Raw genomic sequence first — 19,562 nt, 5'->3', positions numbered from 1 at the left:
TATGAAAGCGACCCAGCGTCTGGATAAGCTGCTGGCACATACGGGCTGGGGTACACGCAGCGAAATCAAAAAGCTGGTCAAACGGGGAGCCGTTCTCGTTAACGGAACCGTAGTGAAAGACAGCGGTTTGCAAATCGATCCGCAAAAGGATAAGATTCGGGTAGATGGAGAACCCGTTGAGTATAAGGAATTCATTTATATTATGATGAACAAGCCGCAGGGGGTTATTTCGGCCACCGAAGACGTCAGGGAACGGACGGTGCTCGATTTGCTCGGTCCGGAGGTCGGTCATTTCCGCGTGTTTCCTGCCGGTCGGCTGGATAAGGATACGGAGGGTCTGCTTCTGTTGACCAATGACGGCAAGATGGCCCACAATTTGCTCTCCCCCAGAAAGCATGTCCCCAAAACCTATTACGCGGAAGTGGAGGGGAAAGTCACGGAGGAGGACGTTGAAGCATTCAAGCGGGGAGTCCGGCTGGATGACGGCTATGTGACTCTTCCCGGCGAGCTCGTTATATTGGATGTCAAGGATGGAGAGCGTCCGCTTTCCAAAATTGAGCTTACGATCCGAGAAGGCAAGTTTCATCAGGTCAAAAGAATGTTTCAAGCAGTAGACAAGCTGGTAGTCTATTTGCAGCGAATTTCAATGGGAACCCTTCGCCTCGATCATCATCTGCCGCTCGGTGGCTATAGGGAATTGACAGAGGACGAGCTGAAGGGATTGAAAGACGGAACGCTATAGAAGAAAGAGAATCAGACCAGAGATTGACAAGACGCTAAGGGAGGGGCACGAAACCATGAACTATAAGCTTATTGCACTGGATGTAGATGGAACCCTGCTGAATGACCGCCATGAACTGACGCCGCGGACAGCCGATTTATTAAGGGAAATTCATCACGCGGGCGCGGAGATCGTGCTCTGTACGGGAAGAAGTCCGACTAACGCGGTTCCTTATCTTAGGGAAATGGGCCTGGAAGGCATTATGATTACCCATAACGGTGCCGCAACCGTGGCTTCCAAGGAAATGGCCGTTCTTCATCAGCATTCCTTTACTATAGAAGAGGTAGTGCCTTTTATTCATTTTTGCCGGGAAAATAACCTTCATTTCGATCTTTGCACGCCGTTCGAATTGTACTTGGAGCATGTGACCGAATGGGAACAGAAGATGTATGAAAGCTTCAAAATGACCCCGATCGTCTATAAAGATCTGCTGCAATTCAAGGAGCCGATCGTCAAGTTCACAATTTACAGTGAGAAAGAGAAGGTGGATCAGGCGGAACAAGAATGGGGAGTATGGAAAACCCCGCTGCGCATGATCCGCAGTCACTTGAATTTTATCGACTGGATGCATCCGGAGGCCAGCAAAGGGAATGCATTGCAGCAGTTGGCCCGAATCCGCGGGATTTCCCGGGAAGAAATAATCGCTATCGGTAATTATTACAATGATATGGATATGATCGAATACGCCGGCCTGGGAATTGCCATGGATAATTCGCCCCAGGAGGTTAAGCAAGCAGCCGACGAAGTTACTGCGTCCAACAATGAGGATGGAGTCTACCTTGCGCTTCGCAAATATTTTGAATAAATACTTTACTCATCCTTCGCAATAAGGACAAATTTCTAATCCGTTTTCTGCCGCCGGTCATGGTTATCCTTGCCTTAATTCGGACAAGCTATCAAGGAAACCGATTCAATGATTAGAGGAGGGTAACCCGATGGCAAAGCTGATCATCAGGCCTGATCTTAAGACCGCCGGCGGAGAAACCGGGGATATTTTGTTGAATGGACGTTTTATAGGCAGTTTCACTTTAGTGTACCGGGAAAATGACAGGGTGTCCGGTGCGGTCCAACTGGAGAAGAAATCATTGCCCGCTTCGGTTAAAGAGGAAGTGGAGCCATTTCTCATCAATTATATTCAATCGTTCACCGATGCCGTCAATGCTGCCGAATGCAGCGTAATAGTGACTTATAGCCCATATGAGCACATAGTGAATGCCGAAGAGGTGGAGATGGCTGACGAAACGGATGAGGCGGAGGAATGGGATGCGCCGGATTCGGATCATACGGCGGAAGCGGAGCTCGAAGCGGAAGACAGGGCTGCTGAGGGCTACTATGAGCTGGTCGCGGTGAAGGAATCGGAAGAATTCGTCCATTATCACGTTTATAATGAAGAGGAAGAATGGCTGGTTGAGGCGTTCCTGGATGTAGGCCAGAACATTGTTGATGGAGAAATTCATTGGGTCGCCCCTCCATCGGAGGACGAGATCGATGATATTACGGAATTGATTGTGTCCGACTTCGATGAAAATTTAATCGATCATTTCTCTCTGAGGCATTATTATGATAAGGGGCTTCTGACGACGATGGAATTGGATCACGAGTCGCTTCTCCCGGACGATGAACAAGAGATGGAAAATAGCCTGAATGATGATTATTCCGTCTTTCTCGTCAGGGATGACGGGGATACGCTCACTTATGAAATTTACCAGAAGTCCCACGGGGGACTGCCCATCGGAACCGCGACAGTCGACTTGGGCAGCCGGCAATTAACCGGGTTTATCGATTTTCGGGAACCGGATCTTGCCAAAGATTCCGAGGAAATCGCCGCTCTTCTTCTAAATGAATTGGATAAGGAGCAGGATTATGATTCCTTGAGCCTGACGATGCTGTCCAAGAACAAGACAATCGAAGAAATGTTCATTGAATCCACACCCGTTCACTAATTGCTGGCTAGAGATAAAATGGGTGAGCCCGGCTGGTTATCAGCCGGGCTCCTTTGGTTAAGCTATGCTTTCTTGACTGTCTTCCATTCGTTCGGACAAGGGAAGAGCAAAGATATCGACGCGATGAATTCGAAAATGCTCCACGTCTGTAATTTGAAACTGTACATCTTCATAGAAAACCGTCTGTCCGATTTGGGGCTGGCCGTTGATTTGGCTGTAAATCCAACCGCCGATCGTATCGACTTCCTCATCGGAGATATCCAGTCCGAACATTTCGTTAACCTTCTCGATCAGCAGCCTTCCATCCACAGAAGTACGGTCATTCAGAATCTCCACCTGGGCTCTTTCGATTTTGAGCTCGTCTTGAATGTCTCCGACGATCTCTTCAATAATATCTTCCATGGTGATGATCCCCGCCGTGCCGCCGTATTCATCCACGACAACGACGATTTGCACCTTCTCCTTCTGCATAACACGAAGCACCTGACTGATTTCCATCGCTTCAGGAATATGAATGACCGGGCGAATCATGGACTCAAGCTGCAAGTTCTCCTTGCCTTTCTTAAGAACCGCATTATAAATATCTATAGAATGAACAATACCCACTATTCGGTCTTTATCCTCTTGAGCTATCGGATATCTGGAATGTTTGCTTTGGATAACGGTTTCCAAATTCTCTTCGAATGAAGCATTTGTATATAAGCATTCCATCATGGTTCGCGGGATCATAACCTCCCGGGCTACACGCTCCGAGAAGTTGAAGATGTTCTCGACCAGAGTAAGCTCTTCCTGATCGATATGTCCGCTTTTTTGGCTTTCTTTCATGAGAATGCGGATTTCTTCTTCTGTATGACCGGCATCATGCTCGGAGGCCGGATGAATTCCAATGCAGCGAAGCAGCAGAATGGAGGTTCCATTCAGCAGCCAGATGGCCGGATACGCAATCCGGTAGAACAGCATTAAAGGGCCGCTCAGCCATAGAGCTGTCTGTTCCGCTTTGACAATGGCTATAGTTTTGGGAGCAAGCTCTCCCAAGACAATATGGAGTATGGTTATAGTACCGAAGGCAACTCCGAAGGAAACCGGTGTGATTAAATATTCGGGTGCATTCAGGTATGCTAAAATCGGCTGAACGATCAAATGAGAAATAGCGGGTTCACCGACCCATCCCAAACCTAGCGATGCCAGTGTAATACCAAGCTGACAAGCTGATAAGTAAGCGTCCAACCGTGAGGTTACGTGCTGTGCAATTTTGGCTCTGGCGTTGCCTTCATTCACCAACTGTGCGATCCGGCTGCCCCGGACCTTAACCAGCGCAAATTCCGATGCGACAAAAAAACCGTTTAACAATACTAAAAACATTACCAATAATAAATTCATTAATATCGGTATGCCATCTTCCAACAAGGATCCTCCCCCAGCCGGGTTTGGATATTCACCTCCGCATAATTAAGAATAGAAACTACGGTACGGAAAAAACTGTGAAATTAAGCGTCAACTTTCCATCCGATCACCCCATTTAGCATTATTATAATCGAAATGAGAAAAATATGTAAGCTAACTTTCTTTCTTGATAAAGGAATAAGCAGTTCTATGAAATCAAAGAAAACCGTCCGGCTTGGGGGCCAACGGTTTTCATGAGGATGATAGTTTATTAGAGCGACCGGAAAGAGGGTCACTGAAGCGCTAAAAGTGTTTGAGTTCCTGGTTTGCATGAAACTTTTAAGCAGCCGGATTACAGAAATAGAAGGACGGCCAGACCGGCTATGACACAATAAATGGAGAAGTACAACAGATTGCCCTTCTTCATGATGTTCATAAACCATTTAAGGGAGAAATAGGACGCCACAAGGGCGACCAGGAACGCCGCTCCGTAGGGCAGCAGCAGCCGATCCAAATCAGGGTCGCTGGCGATATGCTTGGCTTCCAGAACCATCCCCCCGAGACTGACGGGAATGTACAGGAAGAAAGAGAAGCGAAGAGCCGTCTCTTGTTTCATTCCAAGAGCCATGGCAGCGACGATCGTGGCTCCGGAGCGGCTGATTCCCGGAATTAACGCAACGGATTGCGCTAATCCGATAATAATGGAATCCTTTAACGTTAGCTGCTGATCCCCCTTGCGTCCGCGAAGATTCCGGATAAGAAACAGCGCAACCGCTGTAACGAGCAGGGTGATTCCGATAACGTTGAGGCCCTTGAGCCGATCGGAGATGAAGTCGTTGAACAGGACTCCAATGACACCGGCAGGAATCGTCGCAATGATTAAATAAATAATGAACATAAAATCACCGCGGCAGTTCTCGTCCCGTTTGGTCAAATATTTGAATCCATTGACCGTGAGCCGAATGAGATCTTGCCGGTAAATAAGCAATACCGCGAGCAGCGAAGCGAAATTGACCAGCACCTCAAAGCTCAGCCCTTCGATTTCCAATCCGAACAGCCGCTGCGCGATGACCAGATGCCCGCTGGACGAAATCGGAATAGGTTCAGTGAAGCCCTGGATCAGTCCTAGAATGGCGTATTTTAGTGTTTCCCATAAGCTTTCCAATGTTAGTTCCTCCAAATAAAGTAGATTAATAGAGTGTTGAGAACCTCTAGAGAAGAATTCGACAACCTCTCCGATAAACCTTCATATTAGCTTTTTATACGATGCAGGCATTTGAGAAAGACATCGAAGGACAAGCAGCGCCGAATCGCATAAAAAGCTTCCGCTAAAGAAGAATTCGACAACCTCTCCGATAAACTTCCATATTAGCTTTTTATATAATAATAGAATTAAGTGCATTTTCAAAGCCAAGCTGATAAAGTAAACGAAAATTTAAGAATCTTTGTCGAAAAAAGTAGAGGGTGTATGAAATCAGTCCTATGGAGAATATTACCTGGGAAGCAGCTGCAGTCCGGGTTTAGAGGTGCGGCACCCCATATGTTACAATGGGAGCAGAAGCATTTAAACCGTCTCATGAGATAAAAGCGGCCGGACACCGATCATAATGGGTGGCCCGGATTCCAGCATACAGATAGGAGAATGACCGATGAGGAAAGAGATACAGTTAGGAGATTTCCATACGATTCTTTCGGAAGGGGAGGTTTGGACGATTGGCGGGTTCCGGCTGCCGGACGGCTCGTTCTGGAGTTACCGTGAGCCTGAAGCGGTCGTTATTGTTCGCAACGGAATTCTTTACGTACGGGCGCCCCTTAGCAGAAGTCATGATAAAATCCAAATTTTGGATAATGCGAAGCATATGTATTATTCCGCCAAACCGGTGGAAGTGCCGGAGAACGGAAAAATCAGCTTCGAGCTGCAGATCCGCGCACGGACACAGAATACGGTCCCCGATGATTTATATGACGGGTACGTTTCCCTCAACCTGCTGGACTTTACGACCGGCGGCGCCCTTGATTTCTTCGTGAGCAACGATCAGTATGCCAGTGTTTACGCGGTTCTGCCATTTCCGGGCGTGCAGGTTCCGGAATCGGACAAGACGAAATATTTCTGTATTTTTAAAGAGGAGAAGGATCATTTCAAGCCTCGCGAATTCAACACCTACAAAATCATCTATGATCGTTCCGTCAATGAAGCAGTATTCTATATTAACGGACATGAAGTCCGCCGCGAGAGGAACATTCCGCTCAAGTTCAATCAATTTACCGTTGCGCTCGGCATCATGACCGAGAAGGACCTGACTCCGGAAGGCAGCGTATCGGTGCATGGACAGACCGTGATCGGGGAATGGTCGCCGGTTAACATTACGATAGAAGAGAGCGGGGAGAAGCAAGAGAACGGGAATCCAGTGGAACAGGATTGAAGATCCGCCCTCGTTTGGTGATGATTGACATGAATGATTCTGGCTGTTGAGTAAGCATCTACGTTGTCTTTACAGGTGTCTGCATTAATGCGCATAGGGTGCAATTTGCCGTTCACAGCTCGAATATAACACGGAGCTCCTCGTCGGAGCAGCGGGCCAGGACGAGCAGAGCCTCATAAGGATCGCCTTTGATGCGAAAGAAGCGGGCAAAAGCAGGCTCGGTCTTGCAGCCTTCTCTTTTGAATTGCATGATGGCCTGTTTGGCCGCCGGCCCGGCGAGGCACAGCAGGCGATGCTCGATATCCATATGAATTAACGCGTTCTGCTCGGCGACCGGGATCGGCTGACCGAATATTTCAATCGGCCATCCCTCGAATTGGAAGCGGCAGACGAGAGCGGGAATGCCCTGCTTGATTGTTTCGTGCAGTGTAAAGCCGGGAAGTGAGGAGTAGTGGGAGCTTAGGGCGTCGGCCAGAAGCGACGGTACTGCATTGCAGATGATATCCAGATCGCTGACCTCGGTATCGATCCCCAGAGGAATGGTCCCGGCCAATACCGGATCGAACGGCTGCAGCCGTTCATTGATTTGCAGACCGGCAAGCGCTTCATAAGCCCGCTGCTGCCTCGGGGTACCCCGGCGTAAATATTCCGTGCTTTTCCACCGGTTATATGGCTGGGTGCTGTCCATGGTCAACAATCCTCCTGATTACATATCCGCCTTATTTGCGTTGCGCTTAAAATCATTCGGCCTAGAGTGTGCTTGCTTACCTGGCGGGAGACTGGCCGTTGAACTACGCCAGGCCAAGCTTGGGCTTTGCAATGCTTAACGGGGCAAGCGCAGGCCTTTCGGATAATGGTTCTTCAACTGTTCCCCGCTTACCTTGCCCCAGCCTAACGGCTGGCCGTCAATGGTTACGAGAGCCCATCCTTCCCGGCCGCTTTTTGCCGTCAAGGTTTCTCCACGGAGATAAGCAGCGGCTTCCTGAGAATCTGCGGCTAACGTTAGAGGGTGGCGGGACATGTCCTCCCGCAAAGTGAGAGCCAAAGCGTGAGCCGGCTCCAGGCGGTTCTTCTTGACGGTGCCGAGATGCAGTCCGGGCCGGACCGTCTTCAATCCGTCCAGCGAGGACGCCGACCACAGGCCCTCGGTGTCATGGGGCAGCCAGTAAAGCTGCTCCCCGAACAGGATGGCCTCTCCCGGAGGAAGCTCCAGCTGCCTGGACAAATAGGCTTCTGCAAAGCCGGAGAACAGCTTCCAGGCGTCCGCAATAGCCTTAGTCTGCATCCGATGCTTGGCGGAGCCTTTCACGCGCGTGGAAGGCGGCTTCATTGAACGGCCGGACGCAAGCTGCTCCTCCCCCTCCTCCCTCTTCTCCAGCAAAGCGACGAAATGGCCCTCCCCCTTATGCAGGTGAGGCCAAATCCGCTCGGTTCGCAGCACCTCCATGTAGGGGAACTGCTCCGTAATCCGGGCGATCACCTCTTCGTTCTCTTCTATGGAAAAGGTACATGTAGAGTAGGCCAGCTTTCCGCCCGGCTTCAGCATCGGAATGGCGTGCCGGAGGATGTCCATCTGTCTGGCGGCGCACATGGCGACATGCTCGGGCGACCATTCGCCGACGGCATCCGGGTCCTTGCGGAACATTCCTTCGCCGGAGCAAGGCGCGTCCAGCATGATCCGGTCGAAGCCGGATGCGAACCGGCCAGCCAGCACGTCCGGCGCCGCATTCGTCACTACCGCATTGCGGATTCCCATCCGCTCGATATTTTCGGCCAATATTTTAGCCCGGGCAGGGTGGATCTCATTGGCCACCAGCAATCCTTTGCCTTTCATTTTGCCGGCGATTTGCGTTGATTTCCCCCCGGGTGCGGCGGCCAAATCAAGAATCGTTTCTCCCGGCTGCGGGTCGAGAATTTCCACTGCGGACATGGCGGAAGGCTCCTGGATGTAATACAGGCCAGCGGCATGATACGGATGCTTGCCGGGCCGGTGCGGCTCCTCGTAGTAATAGCCGGTCGGGCACCATGGAACAGGGACAAGCTTGAACAGCTCCTGCAGCCGTTTCGCCCATGGACTGTCCGGCTCCACTTTGAGAGGATTCAGGCGCAGACCGTGTGTCCGGGCTTCGCTGTAGCTCAGGAAGAAAGCTTCGGCATCTTCTTTCAATTGACGTTGTATTTTATCTATATATGCTTGGGGTAATGTTGTACTCAAAGCGAGGAACTCCTTTTAGCGGGATAGATGATGCATTTATTTTTTTCATGATAACGATTTTTCGGCTTAAATTCCAGCAGGGAAAATGATAAAAAAGCTGCTGTTTTTTTGCTTCGCAAGGAAGGATGCATTAGGAAGCCGGGCCGTTACTTTACAGCCTCCTGCTCTGTTTCCTCTTCTTTTCTAAGCAAGGCCCGCATGGTATAATAATATAATGTTTATTTGAAGACTGATGAGTTAAGGGGCGATCGTCTCTTGCGTTTGTCATGACTCCTCTTGTTTGTTTCATAGAGAAGGTAATGAAAGATTGGAGCGGCCGCCGGCTCTGTTATAGATATGCGCGGCTATTCGATTGCCTTAATTTGGCGTAGCATTTAATTCAACAGTCTTTTAGTTATGTGAAGGTGGTGGCCATGAGTTATAACGTTCCGACCAAGGTTCAAATTCTGGGGAAGGATATCCAGCCCGACCAGTTGAAATACCATCATAAAGAGGTGCTTGTCTCTAAGGAATTCACATTTGACAGCGCCCATCATTTGCATTGCTATGAAGGCAAATGCAAAAATTTGCACGGCCATACGTATAAACTGCAGGTTGTCATGAGAGGCCGGTTAGATGAACGGGGAATCGTGATTGACTTCGGCGATATCAAAAGGATTGCCAAAGAAAGAGTTATTGACCGCCTGGACCATCAGTATTTGAACGAAGTGCTCCCTCCGATGAATACGACCGCGGAGAATATGATCGTCTGGATGTACGAGCAGATTAACGAGGGTCTCGTCCAGGAAGGGCTCTACCCCGCCGTCAAGCTGGAGGAGCTGCGGTTATGGGAAACCCCGACAAGCTACGCGGCCGTAACCCGTTCCATGATGGAGGAAGCTGAATGATGAAAGACGTCAAGCTGCCTATGGTAGAAATATTTGAGACGGTTGAGGGGGAAGGCACGCGGGCAGGATTCCCCACCGTCTTCGTCCGCTTGTTCGGCTGCAATCTCCGCTGCGTCTGGTGCGATACGACATACAGTTACCCTCCGGATAAAGCGGATAAAGTGATGACGATCGAAGAAATCGTCCGGGAGGTGGGCCGGTACTCTTCCCGGCATCTGTGTCTGACGGGCGGAGAGCCCCTCCTGTACGGCGAACATTCCCTTGCATTAATCGAAGCCTTATCCTCGTTGGAGCAAATTGTCGATGTGCATATCGAGACGAACGGAGCGATAGATCTTGCCCCGTTCCTAAGCAAGGTCACTTCCTCCAAGGTCAGATATATTATGGATTACAAGCTTCCCGGGTCCGGCGAGACGGAGCAGATGATTCACGGCAATTTTGCCCTGCTCAGGAAGCAGGACGAAGTCAAGTTCGTTATTGCGGACGAGGCCGATTTTCATTTCGCCCGCGAAGTGCTGGCCCAATATCCGACCGAAGCTCTGGCGCTCTTCAGTCCGGTATGGGAAACGATGCCTCCGGCCAGGCTCGTTGAATTGATGCTTAAGCATGCACTTGTTAACGTTAAGCTGAATATGCAGCTCCATAAAGTCATTTGGGACCCGGCCGCCAGAGGGGTCTAGTGGGGACTAATCGAATGGATCGGCTCGCTGTGTCGGGCCGATTCCCATGTGATGCCAACAGAATTCAGCACGTATGCACAAAGAAAACGGTTAAGTAAGGATGGTTGATAATGGCTAGCAACAAAGCGGTGAAAAAAGCGGTTGTCATTCTGAGCGGAGGTCTGGACAGCACGACCTGTATGGGGATAGCCCAAGAAGAAGGCTATGAAATCTATCCGATCACTTTCGATTATGGACAAAGGCACAGCATGGAAATAGAAAATGCCAAACGGGTGGCCGAATTTTACGGTGCCGCTTCGCGCCATAAAATCATTTCACTCGGCTTCCTCAAGGAGTTCGGCGGCAGCGCCCTGACCGACGAAACGATTGATGTTCCGGATGTAAGCCAACCAGCCGGCGATTCGAATGCATCGGACGGGACACCCCGCAGCGGTGAGGAGGACATTCCAGTGACGTATGTTCCCGGCAGAAACCTGCTGTTCCTCTCTATCGCCACCTCGTTCGCAGAGGTTTCCGGCGCGGAAGCGATCTATATCGGGGTCAATGCTCTCGATTATAGCGGCTATCCGGATTGCCGCCCCGAGTTTATCCGCAAGGTCGAAGAAGTGATCGAGCTTGCTACCAAGGCCGGTGCCGAGGGTCAAGCCATTCGCATCGCGACTCCGCTCCTTCATTGGAGCAAGGCGGAAATCATCCGGCAAGGGACGCGTCTCGGTGTCCCCTATCATCTGACAACCTCGTGCTATAACGGCAGTGAAGAAGCTTGCGGAACCTGTGATAGCTGCCGTCTGCGGTTAAAAGGGTTCGCGGAGGCCGGTCTAGAGGACCCGATTCCTTACAAGGCTGCAAGGTCTTAAGCCCGAACAACGAAAATTCCGGAAGACGGTGATCCATTGGCTATGGCGATTGGAATGGCGGCGGTATTGCTCCTTCTTCTCCTGCTTTATGTTTATCATACTTGGTGGATAGATATCTCCGAGTATCGAATACAAAGCGATGTGGTGAAAGCCCCTTTTACCTTCGTTCACCTGTCGGATATTCACGGATTGACCGCAGGGGTCAACGGACGGCTAAGCCGTCTGGTGTCCGAGTCCGTCCCGGATTTCATCCTGATCACCGGTGATTTGGCGACGAACAGGGGGCAGCTTCCCCGGGTACTCCGGGAGATCGGGCGCTTTCCGCGCGAGACGGCCGTTTATTTTGTACCGGGCAATTACGAACGGGAAGAGTCTATTCTGTTCCGCAAAAGACCGATTGACGACCCCGGGTACTTGTCCCGCTTACAATCCTGCATGAACGTGCTGGAAAATGACTCCGTATCGTTCCGCTGCAAGGGAAGCCTTGTCCACCTCTATGGGTTGGATAATTCGGTGTACGGGAACGAACGGATCCCTTCCGCCCCGAACGCAGGTGCTCCGGATCCTGCGACTGCTCCCTTCTCCATAGTCATGGCTCACTGCCCCAGTATAATCCGGTACCTGCAGGAGCAATCTTTCGGTTTCCACCTGCTGTTAGCGGGGCATACCCACGGCGGACAAATCCGGTGCTTCGGCCGGACCTGGGGAGCTTATCGCGACTATCCCATCGGGCTGAGCCGTCTGGGACATGGCCGTTATTTCGGAATCAGCCGCGGTCTCGGGACCGTCAAGCTGCCAGTCCGCTTGAACTGCCGGCCGGAAATTGCGGTGTACCGGATCGAGCCGGCCGAAACTTCCGGGTCCAGTCTATGAAATGACCCGGACCGGAGCTTGGCCTGCCGTGCTATGTTATGGACCGCAAACTTACTTATACAAGCTATTGATAGAATCATATTCAAGCCTGCAGGAAAATATGATGGTTGTTTTCTACTTTTTCTTACGAGAATTCTATGCCTCGTATCTTGGAGAAGACCATCGTATCCCGCAGCTGCGGACAGGCGGCCTGTGCTTGATGCGGCACGCTGTCAGACACCCCGGAAGTCTGGCGGTCGGAAGGAACCTCTTCCGCCGGGGAATGTACGGCGGCATCTTCTCTTCTAAGAATGCCCTCCAGAGTAAATCCGCAGCGTTCCGCGACCCGGCGGCTCCGTTCATTGCGGGAGTCGCAGCGGATCTCGATCCGGTTAGCCTGCAATTGCCGGGCGGCAAAACGGGTGATGCCGTGTACCGCCTCGGTCATCCAGCCGCGGCCCGTCTGCGAGGTGCGCAGCCAGTAACCGATTTCGAAGCTGCGAATCTTCCAGTTTATCCGATGCAGGCCGCTGCATCCTATCAATTCTCCACTATCCTTGTCATAGAGATGAAGACGCATATCCGTCCGTTCCAGAAACTGCAGCCTGGCCCTGCGAATGTTGGCTTCGGTCTCCTCTACCGTAGGCGTTGTCAAGGCCCAGGGCATCCACTGACGAAGCTCGTTTATACTTTCCCTTATCGCTTCATTGACGGCGGCGCCGTCTCCCCATTGCGGGGCACGGATAATAAGCCGTTCGGTTTCGAATTGTTCCGGAAATTCCAGCAGCAGAAGCTCGTTGGTTGATTCACACATCTCTTGGACTTCCTCCTTATCCATCGATTGATTACTTCATGCATCGGTCAGAGGCAGGGTGAAGATGGTCCGGCTGCGGATGCATAATTGTTCCTCGTTGAAGGTTAGCTGAACCAACCCGATTTGCTGCAGGCCGGCTTGGAAAGGGCTGAACCGGTCGAGGATGTAATGGAAGGCTTCCTTAAGCTGTACGGAGGATAAATTGACGGCTAATGTGCAGTGCGGATTCCAGCTCCCGGGCAAATAATATGGAGCCGCCTTCGGGCGAAGCTTATGGAAGCGGCTGTGAAACCGTTGATGCAGCTGCATCAGACCCGCCGTGACAGCGGGAGAGAGGAACAGCGTTCCCGAGGCCGGAAAGCAGGCAAGGCTGTCGAAGCGTACCGGCAGCGAAGGAGCCCCCTGCATAAAAAAGGCTATCTCCTCCTCGAACTCCCCGGCTTCCAAATCATCATAAACGGCCACGGTGAGATGAGGCTGGATATCGGCAATCGACATCATACTGTCTGTTATCCCGTTCTGTTCCAACTCCCGCCAGAGCCCGCGAATATATTGCTCCGTACGCTCGTCAAAAAAAAGCTCAACCGCATACTTGGTCATGCATTCCCCGCCTTCCTCATTTTTCTTACTCTGTCTACCTGTCGTCATTTCTCGAAAGACATCCATGAAGGTTATTCTGTATTATAACGGTCGAAGGTGATTCGTAGTATAGCAACTGAGAATATTTTATCTTATTTCGGGATACCCCTTTTATTTTGGAAACGATTGGGTTTATGATTACGTATAAGAGATAGATAAGAGAATAGAAAGGGGTGGGGCGGTGAACAGGCTAGAATGGAGTAGGTTCCGGCTCCCGATTCTCGCATTATGGGGAGCGCTGCTTTGGTTGTCCGCTCATCCTCCGGCTTATGCAGGTTTTCTGGGGACGATGAAAGGCATTATGGAGCTGCCGGAAGAAGTCGACCGGCTTAAGGAAGATTATGAGCAGGTACGCCAAAATTATGACACCGCTCTAAACCGTCTGCAGAATGCGGAAGAGGCTGTCCAGAGCTACGAGAAGAGGCAGCAGGCGCTTCTGGAGGATAATAAGAAGCTTCAGGAGCAGAACAGGGAGTTATTGCAAATGGTCCTCGAGCTGCAGCAATCCGAGCAGGAGAGACGGCAGCATTCAGCGCGGATTCGCACGCTGGTTCTGACGGCCGCCGGACTCGTCATCGGCTATTTTGTCCTGACGCGGGGAATGCGGGTGCTCTTGAGAAGCAAGTAGAAGGCAAGGGGAACGCTATGGACATTATATATAATATTCATCCCGGCAACGGACAAAGCTTGGGCATGGAAGTACGGCTTGAGGATCACGAGAAGCTGTATATGCTTCATTCGGAAATGATCATCGCTTTCCAGGGGGCGTCCCATCAGCGGGAAGACCGGATTATGGACTTGAAAGGAATGGTTCGCAAGAAGAAGTGGCTCCGGTCGGATCTGTCCGGACCCTGCCGGTTCGTTCTGTCGCTTCCCGCCGGGTATAGCGTAAGAAGTATTCCGGTCAAGGACCAGGAGGATTTTCTGTTCGATGTGCGCCATGTCCTGTTCTACACATCCGGTGTCCAAATGAAAAGCGTCATACAGCGAATGAAAAATGTGGTTGTCACCAGGGATTGGGTGAGGATGAAGTTTTTCGGGGAAGGCGAGATCGGGATTTTATCCCAAGGGCCGCTGGTCGAGATGAAGCTGTCCGAAGATGAGCCGATTTATATCGATGCGGGTTGTTTGGTCGCTTATCCGCAGAATGCCAAGCTGGATCTATGCGTATACGGAAATCAACTGGCCGGGCAGCACATGAATTACCATTGGAAAATTACCGGGCAAGGATACGTGCTGATGCAGACGGGTAAACCGGGACTGCGGCTTGAGGAGCATTTGCAGGATGATGGCCTGATCAAACGGCTGCTGCGGGAAATCATTCCTTTCGGCGGAGTATTCATAAAGTAAATCAACAAGGGGGCTTTACAATGAGTAACGGGACTCTTGAAGCGGTGTTTATCGATCGCGACGGTACGCTAGGCGGAACCGGGCATTTTATTCATCCCCGGGATTTTGAGCTGTATCCGGGGGTGGAGCAGGCTCTGGCGCAGCTTAAAGAAGCCGGCTTGAAGCTCTTTGCCTTTACGAATCAGCACCGCATCTCCCGCGGCCAAGCGACAGAGGGGGAGTTCAGCAGGCAGTTCGCCGGGTACGGCTTCGATCAGGCTTACATTTGTCCGCATTCTTCGGAGGAGCCCTGTCTTTGCCGCAAGCCGGGAACCGCCATGCTGGAACAGGCGGCCGACGAACACGGGTTGGACCTCAGGCGCTGCGCCGTGATCGGCGATGTCGGTTCCACAGATATGCTGGCTGCCGCCAAGGTGGGAGCAGTTAAGGTGTTGGTGCGTACAGGCTGGGGGGAGCAGTCTCTAGGAGAGTATCGGCATACTTGGGCGGAGACGGAGCCGGATTATGTGGCGCAGGATTTGCCCAAGGCGGCAAGCTGGCTTCTTCGGCATTATCAAACGGGGCGTGGATTGGAATAAAGCGGGGCTGTCCCTGGGAAGAGGACCGCTCACGAATGTTATAGCGGTTGGCCTAATTGTTTTGTGGGCCGACCGTTTTTTTGTAGAATTTACAACGGACTTTCCCAGCTTGAAATTGCTCAATAACCCTTGACGTTATTAGGAAATTTGTCTGTTTAATTCCGGCCCTTATGCTGACTCTTTTCCGACTAGGGCGTCTACCTTGATAATCCGTCTATTTTCATTTTCTGCCGGTGCTGTGCAAACGGAATGGTGCGTCTAACTGGAACTCATCTATTTCCACTTTCTGCCGGTCCATGCAATCAGTCTACTTACAGAATGGTGCATCTAACTTGATAATCCGTCTATTTTCATTTTCTGCAGGTGCCTTCTCAAGCGACATGGCATATCTAACTGGATTTTATACAGCTAGTTTGCTCCTCTGGAGCAAAAGACGGAAACTAAGTGGAAAAACTACAGCTAGTTTGTGCAAAAAAGTGATTTTAGCAAAAAGTCTTGATTCTAAATGTAGTTTTTCCATTTACTCAATCACTTTTTACCATTAGTTGGGAATCTACCTACATAAAATACAGTTAATCGCTACCGCCGAACGAGCGATGGTTTGATATTTATGCATTATTCTAGCTGCAATCTATGTCCAACCTTATATGAGTTTGAAAAAAAAGGCTTGTTAATGTAACAATGTTTTGTTACAATGCGAATGTAACAATGTTACACAAAGGGATTGAAGGGATGGCCGATGGATACTTTGGGATATATTTCTAAGAAAGAGCTGCTGAAGACGACCGGTATCTCTTATGGTCAGCTTTATCGCTGGAAGAGGCAGAATTTGATTCCGGAAGCCTGGTTTATCAAACAATCTTCTTTCACCGGTCAGGAGACGTTCTTTCCCAGGGAGCAAATTCTTAAACGGATTGATGAGATACAGCGACTTAAGGATCGGTACACCCTGGATGAGCTGAGCGAATTGTTCTCGCCGGAGACGGGAAGCCGGACCTACGAAGCTTCCGAGGTTCGCCGTCTGCCCGGAATTCACCAGGAGGCGGTACGGTGGTTTGAGCATTATCTGCTGAAGGACCGGTTTAGCTTCATGGAGGTACTGTTTATCCACTTGACCGGGTCCCTGATCAAGAAATGCCCCTTAAGCGACAAGGAAGCCGAGAGGTTCGTTATGTGCGCCAAGGAATGGCTTCCCCGGATCAAGGGAACGAATGTCTCGGTCTATGTGGTCAGCAAGGACGGGACGCTGCTGTTTCTGCTTGCCGAGCAGGAAGGAAGGCTGCTGATCGATCCGGCTGCGGTGCTGGTCGATAAGGTGGATTTGGAAGACCTGTCGAAAGATTTAAATTTGATGCTAAATCAACCTGTGAGGTGAGCGTTTTGACAGCAACGACGGATTTACAAGATATTAAGATTTCGGGAAGCGGCAAGCTATTGGGCGGCCGGTACAATCAAGTTAAAATTTCGGGCTCCGGCAAGATCGGCGGAGAAATAGAGGCGAACCGGGTCAAAATTTCCGGTTCCGGCAGCGTAGAGGGCAAGGCGGTCATCAAGGAGCTTAATGTTAGCGGAAGCTGCAGCTTCCATGACCATCTGGGTGGAGAATCCTGTGAGGTAAGCGGGTCTATCCGCGCGAAGGGTAATGTTCATATGGAGAGGCTTAAAGTAAGCGGCGCCTTTACCTGTTCCCAATCGGTGAGAAGCGAAGATATTCACATACGTGGAAGCATCAAAGCCGACAAAATCGAGACCGAGGAGTTCCGGCTGGAGGGCAGCATGAACATTCGCAAGGAGCTGAACGCGAATGTCGCGGACATTATCCTGTACGGGCCTTGCAGGGCCAATGAGATAGGCGGAGAGACGATATCCGTTTATTCGCACCATTCCCAGCCCGGCTTGATCCGGGCCCTGCTGTCCTTGTTCCAAGGGCAGCATATGCTGACCTCCGATTTAATTGAAGGAACGAATGTTTATCTGGAGAACACCAGAGCGAAAATCGTTCGTGGAGGGCAGGTCAAAATTGGCCCCGGCTGTCAAATTGAACGGGTGGAATATATGGACTCGCTGGACGTTTCCCCGGAAGCCCGGGTTGGCGATGCTGTTCAAATCTAAATAGGTCATTAATGGCGAGAACCCATAGATTCCGCCGTTGCAACCCCTTCTCCTCCGGGAGAGGGGGTTTTTCTTATCAATTCTTTTAGCGATAAAAAATGGAACAACTTTCGGATTCGCAAAAAAGCTTCCGATGAAACCCGATTTTCACCTGTACTCACAGGGCTGGCCCTATATCCAGTTTGCGATTTTTCAGCACCGGGGACTTACGTTTTATGTGAACTCTTTTCGGGACAGCCTCGGTCGTCTGCCGGAGTGAGTTAAAGACGATCAAAACTGCAGGTCTTTTTCGGAAAAAGCTTCGCGGCGGGCTCATTCAAAAGCAATTGCGCAGGTTTTTTTCGGAAAAAATGCCTCGCGGTGGCTCATTCGAAAGCAATTGCGCAGGTCTTTTTCGGAAAAACCTCGCGGTGGCTCATTCAAAAGCAATAGTGCAGGTCTTTTCCGGAAAAAGCTTCGCGGCGGCTCATTCAAAAGCAATAGTGCAGGTCTTTTTCCGAAAAAACGGCGTCATGCCTAATCCTAGAGCAATAATACAGGTCTTTGGGGCGATTTTTTGCGAAATGGCTCCATTTTGGCAAAAAGACGTGCACATTTGAGCGTCTTTCGCCTTCTTTTTGGAAAAAGGCTGGATTTTAATGCACTTTTGCTCGTCTTTGCGACGTCTTTACCGACCCGGATGCAGCGCGCCACCCCTTCTCTTGCTCAACATTTGCTCCAATGGGCAGCGATGAAAGAGAAGAGCGAATGTGACTGAAAAATTGAACACTAGACTCGCTTTTTTTCGAAGCTTTCACGGTTCTGTCGGTTCAGGCCGGTTCTCACATATAGTTCTTTACTACGGCATTCCCCACAACATGAAGAGCGACCGCTTTTAGAGGGAGGGTTAGACGTCGACTCCATTGGAGTGCGGACGGAATACGCCTCGAAGGCATTCGTCCCTTTGTGGGGGATTACAGGGCTCCCCGCAAAGTACCCGGAATAAGCTTCAAAGGCTGCTCGTCAGTTTGCGGGATATAATTTTGAGGGGAGCCTCCACCCTCTGTTGCCTGAGCGGGGAATTACCTGTCGATGGGGGAATCATTCGGACGTTCCGTCAGGGACCCCGCCTCGGTCCTGTACATGCTTCCCGGCGTCCGCGGAGGCTGCTTGCTCCTGCTCCGCCCGTGCTCTCTTTTCCTTCCAGAACAGGGCGCTTAGTATTCGTTCGATCCATTCTTTATCCTCCGGGGAAAGCAGTATTCCGTCGAATTCGAGCTCGTTCTCCCGTATAAAGCGGCGTAAATTAACCGGTGCCTGGGGTGGCGGGACGAGCTCGGTTTCGGGCTGCAGGTAGCCCGCTTCTTGCATGAGAACGGCATAGGAGGTATTGAGTCCGGCGGACAATTTCAGCAATATTTCCGGAGAAGGAATTCCCCGCTGTCCATTCTCGATTTGGGATATATAGGAAGGGGATACTCCTGAACGGTCAGCGACTTCACGAATAGTAAAACCTTTCCTTTTACGCATTTGGCGAAGTTTATCATAGAACATGTTCTTCCATTTCTCCTTGATAGAAATAGGTTCCGTTAGTTAACAATAATAACATAAAAGTTTACAATTGTGTAATCAATCTGACAAATTGCGAAAATTTATTACACTAGTAAACTAAAATGATTGCAAAAGTAAATATAATCCAGTATAATAGGAACAAAAATGGGAACAGTTGGAGGAGATTGCTTGAAAATCATTGCCAGACCTAATCTGTTTGCCAGAACCCGAATCATGAAGGGAATGTCTCAGCGTGAATTGGCCAGGCGCTCCGGCCTGAGTCACACCTATATCAGTATGCTGGAGCGATCGAAGAAGTCGGTCGGACCAGCCGCCGCCAAGAAGCTGAGCGATGTACTGGAAATACCGATGGATGAGTTGTTTATTATTAAGTAATTCATTGCCGCCATGAATTTCTTCCCCTCTATCTTTCCTCGCTAGTAACATGGGATCCTTTGTTGCTTTCTACCGGCTTTCCGCGTGGGATAACGAGCTCTTAGCAATCATGCAATCGGTGG

Annotated in this window: 21 protein-coding genes; 14 read left to right on the top strand and 7 right to left on the bottom strand. The window is 50.5% G+C overall.

Translation table 11 applies throughout. From position 1 onward, the window contains the following. Position 1 precedes the first annotated feature (1 nt). From ACTHRH_RS18515 to ACTHRH_RS18505, 3 genes are all read left to right on the top strand, one after another. The gene (locus ACTHRH_RS18515) at positions 2-742 is read left to right on the top strand and encodes a pseudouridine synthase (protein WP_440416962.1); all 741 of its coding nucleotides are present in this window, start codon (positions 2-4) and stop codon (positions 740-742) included. Between the two features lie 55 nt (positions 743-797). Further along, the gene (locus ACTHRH_RS18510) at positions 798-1,586 is read left to right on the top strand and encodes a Cof-type HAD-IIB family hydrolase (RefSeq protein ID WP_379288455.1); all 789 of its coding nucleotides are present in this window, start codon (positions 798-800) and stop codon (positions 1,584-1,586) included. 130 nt (positions 1,587-1,716) lie between these two features. Next, positions 1,717-2,724 (top strand): hypothetical protein, encoded by a 1,008-nt coding sequence (locus ACTHRH_RS18505; protein ID WP_379288453.1) that lies wholly within the window; start codon positions 1,717-1,719, stop codon positions 2,722-2,724. A gap of 57 nt (positions 2,725-2,781) precedes the next feature. On the opposite strand, the gene ACTHRH_RS18500 is transcribed toward ACTHRH_RS18505, so the two are convergent. Both ACTHRH_RS18500 and ACTHRH_RS18495 read right to left on the bottom strand, forming a co-directional pair. Continuing rightward, positions 2,782-4,104: a hemolysin family protein gene (locus tag ACTHRH_RS18500; protein WP_379288700.1), complete on the bottom strand. Its 1,323-nt coding sequence runs from the start codon at positions 4,102-4,104 to the stop codon at positions 2,782-2,784. 355 nt (positions 4,105-4,459) lie between these two features. Further along, entirely contained in the window at positions 4,460-5,272 is an 813-nt protein-coding gene (locus ACTHRH_RS18495; RefSeq protein WP_379288451.1) for an undecaprenyl-diphosphate phosphatase, read from the bottom strand. A gap of 484 nt (positions 5,273-5,756) precedes the next feature. On the opposite strand from ACTHRH_RS18495, the gene ACTHRH_RS18490 reads away from it, so the two are divergent. Beyond that, positions 5,757-6,530 carry a DUF6081 family protein gene (locus ACTHRH_RS18490; RefSeq protein WP_440416959.1) on the top strand — a complete coding sequence of 258 codons (774 nt, stop codon included), beginning with the start codon at positions 5,757-5,759 and terminating at the stop codon, positions 6,528-6,530. 112 nt (positions 6,531-6,642) lie between these two features. On the opposite strand, the gene ACTHRH_RS18485 is transcribed toward ACTHRH_RS18490, so the two are convergent. Continuing rightward, positions 6,643-7,218: a DUF4269 domain-containing protein gene (locus ACTHRH_RS18485; RefSeq protein WP_440416957.1), complete on the bottom strand. Its 576-nt coding sequence runs from the start codon at positions 7,216-7,218 to the stop codon at positions 6,643-6,645. A gap of 135 nt (positions 7,219-7,353) precedes the next feature. After that, on the bottom strand, positions 7,354-8,745 hold the full coding sequence (locus ACTHRH_RS18480; protein ID WP_440416955.1) for an RsmB/NOP family class I SAM-dependent RNA methyltransferase: 1,392 nt from the start codon (positions 8,743-8,745) through the stop codon (positions 7,354-7,356). A 413-nt stretch (positions 8,746-9,158) separates the two neighbouring features. Between ACTHRH_RS18480 and queD the strand changes: the two genes are divergently transcribed. From queD to ACTHRH_RS18460, 4 genes are all read left to right on the top strand, one after another. Then, positions 9,159-9,632, top strand: a complete 474-nt coding sequence (gene queD, locus ACTHRH_RS18475) for a 6-carboxytetrahydropterin synthase QueD (RefSeq protein WP_440416953.1) — start codon at positions 9,159-9,161, stop codon at positions 9,630-9,632. Then, positions 9,629-10,312, top strand: a complete 684-nt coding sequence (locus ACTHRH_RS18470; RefSeq protein ID WP_379288442.1) for a 7-carboxy-7-deazaguanine synthase QueE — start codon at positions 9,629-9,631, stop codon at positions 10,310-10,312. The genes queD and ACTHRH_RS18470 overlap by 4 nt, the downstream gene beginning before the upstream one ends. Before the next feature lie 110 nt (positions 10,313-10,422). After that, a complete protein-coding gene (gene queC / locus ACTHRH_RS18465) occupies positions 10,423-11,169 on the top strand; it encodes a 7-cyano-7-deazaguanine synthase QueC (RefSeq protein WP_440416950.1) in 747 nt (248 codons plus the stop codon). A gap of 42 nt (positions 11,170-11,211) precedes the next feature. Further along, positions 11,212-12,042, top strand: coding sequence for a metallophosphoesterase (locus ACTHRH_RS18460; RefSeq protein ID WP_440416991.1), 831 nt, complete (start codon positions 11,212-11,214; stop codon positions 12,040-12,042). 124 nt (positions 12,043-12,166) lie between these two features. Here ACTHRH_RS18460 and ACTHRH_RS18455 read toward each other — a convergent pair whose 3' ends face one another. Together ACTHRH_RS18455 and ACTHRH_RS18450 are read right to left on the bottom strand one after the other, a co-directional pair. Beyond that, complete coding sequence (locus tag ACTHRH_RS18455) at positions 12,167-12,835, bottom strand: GNAT family N-acetyltransferase (protein WP_379288438.1); 669 nt, start codon at positions 12,833-12,835, stop codon at positions 12,167-12,169. Positions 12,836-12,871: 36 nt separating this feature from the next. Then, positions 12,872-13,483: a 2'-5' RNA ligase family protein gene (locus tag ACTHRH_RS18450; RefSeq protein ID WP_440416948.1), complete on the bottom strand. Its 612-nt coding sequence runs from the start codon at positions 13,481-13,483 to the stop codon at positions 12,872-12,874. A 172-nt stretch (positions 13,484-13,655) separates the two neighbouring features. Here ACTHRH_RS18450 and ACTHRH_RS18445 point away from each other — a divergent pair, with 172 nt between their 5' ends. The 5 genes from ACTHRH_RS18445 (at position 13,656) to ACTHRH_RS18425 (ending at position 17,514) form a co-directional block, all read left to right on the top strand. Beyond that, positions 13,656-14,102, top strand: coding sequence for a hypothetical protein (locus ACTHRH_RS18445; protein ID WP_144937755.1), 447 nt, complete (start codon positions 13,656-13,658; stop codon positions 14,100-14,102). A 17-nt stretch (positions 14,103-14,119) separates the two neighbouring features. Then, the gene (locus ACTHRH_RS18440) at positions 14,120-14,824 is read left to right on the top strand and encodes an AIM24 family protein (protein ID WP_379288435.1); all 705 of its coding nucleotides are present in this window, start codon (positions 14,120-14,122) and stop codon (positions 14,822-14,824) included. Between the two features lie 20 nt (positions 14,825-14,844). Beyond that, the gene (locus tag ACTHRH_RS18435) at positions 14,845-15,402 is read left to right on the top strand and encodes an HAD-IIIA family hydrolase (protein ID WP_440416946.1); all 558 of its coding nucleotides are present in this window, start codon (positions 14,845-14,847) and stop codon (positions 15,400-15,402) included. A gap of 739 nt (positions 15,403-16,141) precedes the next feature. After that, entirely contained in the window at positions 16,142-16,777 is a 636-nt protein-coding gene (locus tag ACTHRH_RS18430; protein ID WP_144937763.1) for a DUF4004 family protein, read from the top strand. A gap of 5 nt (positions 16,778-16,782) precedes the next feature. Further along, positions 16,783-17,514: a hypothetical protein gene (locus ACTHRH_RS18425; RefSeq protein WP_379288430.1), complete on the top strand. Its 732-nt coding sequence runs from the start codon at positions 16,783-16,785 to the stop codon at positions 17,512-17,514. A gap of 1,080 nt (positions 17,515-18,594) precedes the next feature. Here ACTHRH_RS18425 and ACTHRH_RS18420 read toward each other — a convergent pair. Further along, positions 18,595-19,047: a helix-turn-helix domain-containing protein gene (locus ACTHRH_RS18420; protein WP_440416943.1), complete on the bottom strand. Its 453-nt coding sequence runs from the start codon at positions 19,045-19,047 to the stop codon at positions 18,595-18,597. A 186-nt stretch (positions 19,048-19,233) separates the two neighbouring features. On the opposite strand from ACTHRH_RS18420, the gene ACTHRH_RS18415 reads away from it, so the two are divergent. Next, positions 19,234-19,440: a helix-turn-helix domain-containing protein gene (locus tag ACTHRH_RS18415; protein WP_144935191.1), complete on the top strand. Its 207-nt coding sequence runs from the start codon at positions 19,234-19,236 to the stop codon at positions 19,438-19,440. Positions 19,441-19,562: the final 122 nt, after the last annotated feature.

Origin of the sequence: Paenibacillus sp. SAFN-117, assembly GCF_051966115.1 — a bacterium.
Classification (GTDB): domain Bacteria; phylum Bacillota; class Bacilli; order Paenibacillales; family NBRC-103111; genus Paenibacillus_L; species Paenibacillus_L residui.
The sequence above is the reverse complement of the archived record's forward strand: the minus strand, read 5'-3'. Positions and strand labels throughout refer to the sequence as shown.

Coding starts and splice junctions, on each gene's coding strand:
- ACTHRH_RS18450 (WP_440416948.1), bottom strand. CDS start 13,483: ATGACGACAGGTAGACAGAGTAAGAAAAATGAGGAAGGCGGGGAATGC.
- ACTHRH_RS18505 (WP_379288453.1), top strand. CDS start 1,717: ATGGCAAAGCTGATCATCAGGCCTGATCTTAAGACCGCCGGCGGAGAA.
- ACTHRH_RS18510 (WP_379288455.1), top strand. CDS start 798: ATGAACTATAAGCTTATTGCACTGGATGTAGATGGAACCCTGCTGAAT.
- ACTHRH_RS18515 (WP_440416962.1), top strand. CDS start 2: ATGAAAGCGACCCAGCGTCTGGATAAGCTGCTGGCACATACGGGCTGG.
- ACTHRH_RS18500 (WP_379288700.1), bottom strand. CDS start 4,104: ATGAATTTATTATTGGTAATGTTTTTAGTATTGTTAAACGGTTTTTTT.
- queC (WP_440416950.1), top strand. CDS start 10,423: ATGGCTAGCAACAAAGCGGTGAAAAAAGCGGTTGTCATTCTGAGCGGA.
- ACTHRH_RS18455 (WP_379288438.1), bottom strand. CDS start 12,835: ATGTGTGAATCAACCAACGAGCTTCTGCTGCTGGAATTTCCGGAACAA.
- ACTHRH_RS18435 (WP_440416946.1), top strand. CDS start 14,845: ATGAGTAACGGGACTCTTGAAGCGGTGTTTATCGATCGCGACGGTACG.
- ACTHRH_RS18485 (WP_440416957.1), bottom strand. CDS start 7,218: ATGGACAGCACCCAGCCATATAACCGGTGGAAAAGCACGGAATATTTA.
- ACTHRH_RS18460 (WP_440416991.1), top strand. CDS start 11,212: ATGGCGATTGGAATGGCGGCGGTATTGCTCCTTCTTCTCCTGCTTTAT.
- queD (WP_440416953.1), top strand. CDS start 9,159: ATGAGTTATAACGTTCCGACCAAGGTTCAAATTCTGGGGAAGGATATC.
- ACTHRH_RS18430 (WP_144937763.1), top strand. CDS start 16,142: ATGGATACTTTGGGATATATTTCTAAGAAAGAGCTGCTGAAGACGACC.
- ACTHRH_RS18490 (WP_440416959.1), top strand. CDS start 5,757: ATGAGGAAAGAGATACAGTTAGGAGATTTCCATACGATTCTTTCGGAA.
- ACTHRH_RS18470 (WP_379288442.1), top strand. CDS start 9,629: ATGATGAAAGACGTCAAGCTGCCTATGGTAGAAATATTTGAGACGGTT.
- ACTHRH_RS18440 (WP_379288435.1), top strand. CDS start 14,120: ATGGACATTATATATAATATTCATCCCGGCAACGGACAAAGCTTGGGC.
- ACTHRH_RS18420 (WP_440416943.1), bottom strand. CDS start 19,047: ATGTTCTATGATAAACTTCGCCAAATGCGTAAAAGGAAAGGTTTTACT.